This window comes from Frankia sp. CcWB2 (assembly GCF_977927585.1).
On record NZ_CDWRCM010000148.1, the window covers coordinates 7038 to 11394 of the forward strand.

Consider the following 4357-nt stretch of genomic DNA (forward strand, 5'->3'; position numbering starts at 1 on the left):
TTCTGGATCGCGGAGCGTCGGCTGGTCCGGTTCATGGCCAAGAAGGCAGTCTTCGACCACCGGATCAGCGGGCCGCTCATGCGCGGCATGCACCACATCCCGGTCGACCGGGAGGCCGGCGCGGCGTCTCTGCGCCACGCCCTCGACGCACTGCGAGCCGGGGAACTCGTGGGCGTCTTCCCCGAGGCGACGATCAGTCCGAGTTACTGTCTGGCGACATTCAAGACCGGGGCGGCCCGGATGGCCGCTCACACGAAGGTGCCGGTGATCCCGGTGATTCTCTGGGGCAGCCAGCGCATTTTCACCAAGGGACGGCCCTTCAGCCTGCGGGACGCGATCGGCGTCCGCGTCTCGATCACGGTAGGCAGGCCCGTCCAGCTCACGGAACTGGGTAAGGGCCGCGACGGCACGGCGCTGCTGGAGAAGGTGATGAACGAGCTGCTCGACGATGCGCAGCGCCGCTACCCGCGGCCCGCGCCGGGCGAGCCGGACTGGTGGCTGCCCGCGCATCTCGGTGGCTCGGCTCCTCCTCGGCCGGCCGATCAGGACGCCGCCGCCAAGCAGAGCACCTCCGAGGAATCCGGCCAGAGCTGACAGATCCCCGTCGGAACCCTTGCCGACCGGCGATCCCGCGGACGACTCTGCGCGGTTACCGTGCGTTCTTCGAGGAAGTGCTCACCCACGAGCACCGCCCCGGGACGGAGGCCCGTCGGCCTCGGTACCGGACGGCGGCCGGTACCGGGTCAGCAGAGCGGCCCGGCGCGCGGGGTGCAGGTTCGCCCGGGTGACGTCCCCGCCGTAATGCTCGACAACGCGGTCGTCCATCAGCCGAAACCACACCGGCGGGAGATACGCCGCGAGCAGGAGCGTAGCGTACCCCGCCGGTAGCTGGGGAGAGGCCTCGAAGGACCGCAGTGCCTGGTAGCGCCGGGTCGGGTTGGCGTGGTGGTCGCTGTGTCGCTGCAACTGATAGAGCGCCAGATTGCTGATCACGGCATCGCTGTTCCAGCTGTGCCGGGGGTCGACCTTCTCATAACGCCCGCTCGGGGTCAGCTCCCGGGCCAGGCCGTAGTGCTCGATGTAGTTGACCCCCTCCAGCAAGGTGAACCCGAAGGCCGCCTGGGCGACGAGGAAGACGAGCACGGCCGGCCCGAACGCGACGGCCAGTGTCGCGAACAACACTGCGGTGAGCAACCAGCCGAGCACGACCTCGTTGCGCACCGACCAGATCCGTCGGCCGCGCAACCGCAGCCGGGCGGCCTCCAGCGACCAGGCGGAACGCAGACTACCGACGACGGTCCGCGGCCAGAACCGCCAGAAGCTCTCCCCCAACCGGGCACTCGCCGGGTCCGCCGCCGTCGCTACCCGCACGTGATGGCCCCGGTTGTGCTCTACGGAGAAGTGACCGTACGCGGTCGGCGCCAGCATCAACCTCGCCAACCACCGCTCGAAAATCCCTCGCTTGTGGCGGAGCTCGTGCGCGGTGGTGATGCCCACCCCGGTCACGGTGCCGACCGACACCACCACTCCGATCCGGGCGGACCACGACAGGTCGCCGTTCGCCCAGGCCGAGGCGCCCAGCACCAGGCCGACGCCCGCCAGCGGCAGGTAGAGATACGTGCACCGGCGGTAGTAACGGTCGGCCTCCAGCGCGGCCCGGATCTCCTCCGGTGGATTGACCGGATCCGGCGGTGTGGTCATGTCGAGCAGCGGAACCAGGACGAAGACGAAGAGCGGGGTGATCCACCAGTACAGCCCGACACCCGTTCGATGCCACAGTCCGTATCCCACGATGGCCAGCAACGGGACGATGATCGCGGTGAGCCACATGTACCGCTTGCCGTCCCGCCAGGCGAAGCCGCCGGACGCGGTGAGGACAGGTGCCGCCATCGGTACCTCCGATTTGCCGGCTGGACCGCCGACCGCGCCGACCGCCACCACGGGGCGAAAACCCCTGACGGCGCACCACAACTGGACAGTGAGCCTGCCACGTGTCATATACGCTGACAACAGAACGCCGGTCACATCGAGGAGCAAGACCCGTGCAAACAGGTGGCGTGACGCCGTCGCCCGCGGGCCGGCGGTCCCGTTCGATGACCGACTCGCCCCCCTGGATCGGCGGGGTGATGGTCGGCACCCTGCTGCTGTCCGCCGTTGTTCTGATCACGTACACGCTGCTTCCCCTGCCCGGCCAGGAACGGCTGGGTGCGGGCAACTACGTCCTCGCCGCCGTGCTGTTCGCCGCCAACATCCTGCTGCCCCGGCTACTGCGACGGCACCGGCGCCGCCGGACCCACCGGCCGTGATCCATCCGCGCACCGGTCCCCGCCCCAGGCCGGCCGCGTGGCCTGTCCCACGCCCGGCGCATCCCGGCGCCTTCCGGGAACCCCGGCTGCCACGATGGCCGAATGTCCGCACTGATCGTGCTCCTCGTCGGCCTGGTGGCGGGCATCGGGGTCCGGCACCGCGGACGACTGCCCGCGGATACCGCCCATGTGATCAACATCTGGCTGCTGGACGTGGCCCTGCCCGCTCTGACGCTGCGCGCCATGCACGGCATCGTCTTCCCGCCGAACCTCGCGCTCGTCATCGCCGCGCCCTATCTGCTCTTCGTCCTGACGACGGCCGGCTACGTGCTGGCCGGACGAGCGTTGCGGATGCCGCGGGAGGTCGTCGTCGCCCTGATCGCCACAACCGCAGTGGCGAACACAAGCTTCGTCGGCCTCCCGATGGTGACCGCCTTCTTCGGCGCGTCGTCGGTCCCGGTCGCCGTGCTTGTGGATCAGCTCGGTTCCTTCCTGCTGCTGAACACGGTGGTCCTCGGGACGGTCACGATCAGTGCCGGCGCATCGCTTTCCCGCGCCGAGCTCGCCCGTCGGGTCTTCACCGCTCCGGCGCTGATCGCCCTGGTAGCCGCGCTCGTCCTGCGGCCGGTGACGTTCCCGGACTGGCTGAACGCCGCACTGGGGTCGCTTGGTGGCACCCTCACCCCACTCGCCCTGTTCTCCATCGGTCTGCAACTCCAGGTGCGTGCGGTCCGGGTGTGGTGGCGAGAGCTGGCCCTCGGCCTCGGCATCAAGCTGGTCGCCGCGCCCGCGCTCGTGGTGGGGATCTACGCACTGACGGGGACCGTCAGAGATCATGACGTGCGGGTGGCCCTCTTCGAGGTGGCGATGCCCCCGATGGTCGCCGGCGCACTCATCGCCGCCCGTCACGAACTCGCGGCACCGTTGCCAAGCCTGCTGGTGGGAGTCGGGGTTCCGCTATCGTTCGTGAGCCTGGCGGTCTGGGCGCTACTCCTCGGGGCCTGAGGAGGTGGGGGCCTGAGTCGTGCTCGTCCTCCAGTGGAGTCACCGCTGCGGCGGGCGCCCGGCGTGCTGATCACAGCCTACGTGGGCGGGTTGACCATGCGTGCGGCGCACCGGGCGGCACCTCCCACGCGGGCGCGCCGTCGGCGCACGGGGCGAGATGTGTGTCCGCGATGGCGGAGAAATCGCCGAAGAACTTGATTTCCAGCCGCTCGCGGCGGACACCCCCCTTACCGTCCGGCGCGAGACGCAAAAAGTACAGCACGTTCGTACCTCCGGCAGCCGGCCGGTCATGCGGGTTGTAGCCGCCACCGTCCCAGTGGAACTCGGCCCGGGTCCGCAACACCCAGCGCAGTCCCTCGATGATGACCGGATTTGGGTCCGGGAGCCGCATCGCGAAGTGCCGCTCGAGCTCGAACACGCGTTCCTGTTCGATGAGCCCGGCCGGTAGCCCAAGTGTCCGCCGGAGCATGAAGATCTCCAACGTGCGGTCCGCGCCCGCACTGGACCGCAGCGCGGCGTGGGTGAGACGCACGTCGAGCAGCTCCGCGCGCACCGCGTAGCGCTCGGCCAGCCGGGCCTTCACGATGACGCTGGGCACCAGCGTGCTCGGCCGCACGCCAAGAGCGGGCAACGCCGCGAGCGCGGCCTCGAAGTCGTCCACGGCGATCAGCAGCGCCGCGTGGTCCAGGACACAGTACCGTGCCACCAGATCAACGAGGGCCGCCGCCTCGTCGAGGCCGTCGAACAGGCCGGCGAGGAGACCCTCGGTGTGCAACGCGCGCAGCGGCGCGCACACGGCCTCAATCCGGCGCACGTCGATGGCGTCCAGACCGCTGCCAGGCCGTCCGAGGTCGGTATGCCCCGGTGAGGCCGTGAATCCCTGCGCTTCGATCATCCCGTGTCACCTTCCGCCGCGCGGATGTGCCTGACGACCGGACACACCACGCCGGTTCGGTCCAGTCCGGCTCCTGCTCGGTCGAGTCCGGCCACCTTAGGCCGCTGGGCCCGGCCACCACGGCAGATCCGACCCCGGAGCATTCCTAGCA

5 protein-coding genes are annotated in these 4357 nt (G+C 69.8%); 3 read left to right on the forward strand and 2 right to left on the reverse strand.

Going from position 1 to position 4357, the window contains the following annotated elements; all coding sequences use genetic code 11:
* The coding region (locus ACY45C_RS15310) for a lysophospholipid acyltransferase family protein (RefSeq protein ID WP_462188271.1) at positions 1 to 594 on the forward strand (594 nt) is incomplete at its 5' end.
* An 81-nt stretch (positions 595 to 675) separates the two neighbouring features.
* On the opposite strand, the gene ACY45C_RS15315 is transcribed toward ACY45C_RS15310, so the two are convergent.
* On the reverse strand, positions 676 to 1890 hold the full coding sequence (locus tag ACY45C_RS15315) for an alkane 1-monooxygenase (RefSeq protein ID WP_462188272.1): 1215 nt from the start codon (positions 1888 to 1890) through the stop codon (positions 676 to 678).
* A gap of 203 nt (positions 1891 to 2093) precedes the next feature.
* Here ACY45C_RS15315 and ACY45C_RS15320 point away from each other — a divergent pair, with 203 nt between their 5' ends.
* Both ACY45C_RS15320 and ACY45C_RS15325 read left to right on the forward strand, forming a co-directional pair.
* Positions 2094 to 2306, forward strand: coding sequence for a hypothetical protein (locus tag ACY45C_RS15320; RefSeq protein WP_462188273.1), 213 nt, complete (start codon positions 2094 to 2096; stop codon positions 2304 to 2306).
* A 102-nt stretch (positions 2307 to 2408) separates the two neighbouring features.
* A complete protein-coding gene (locus ACY45C_RS15325; RefSeq protein ID WP_462188274.1) occupies positions 2409 to 3311 on the forward strand; it encodes an AEC family transporter in 903 nt (300 codons plus the stop codon).
* Positions 3312 to 3381: 70 nt separating this feature from the next.
* Here ACY45C_RS15325 and ACY45C_RS15330 read toward each other — a convergent pair whose 3' ends face one another.
* Positions 3382 to 4206: a hypothetical protein gene (locus ACY45C_RS15330; RefSeq protein WP_462188275.1), complete on the reverse strand. Its 825-nt coding sequence runs from the start codon at positions 4204 to 4206 to the stop codon at positions 3382 to 3384.
* Between the last annotated feature and the right edge of the window lie 151 nt (positions 4207 to 4357).

What these genes read in the sequence shown, in the direction of transcription:
- ACY45C_RS15315 (WP_462188272.1), bottom strand. Translation starts at nt 1,890, where the DNA reads ATGGCGGCACCTGTCCTCACCGCGTCCGGCGGCTTCGCCTGGCGGGAC.
- ACY45C_RS15320 (WP_462188273.1), top strand. Translation starts at nt 2,094, where the DNA reads ATGACCGACTCGCCCCCCTGGATCGGCGGGGTGATGGTCGGCACCCTG.
- ACY45C_RS15325 (WP_462188274.1), top strand. Translation starts at nt 2,409, where the DNA reads ATGTCCGCACTGATCGTGCTCCTCGTCGGCCTGGTGGCGGGCATCGGG.
- ACY45C_RS15330 (WP_462188275.1), bottom strand. Translation starts at nt 4,206, where the DNA reads ATGATCGAAGCGCAGGGATTCACGGCCTCACCGGGGCATACCGACCTC.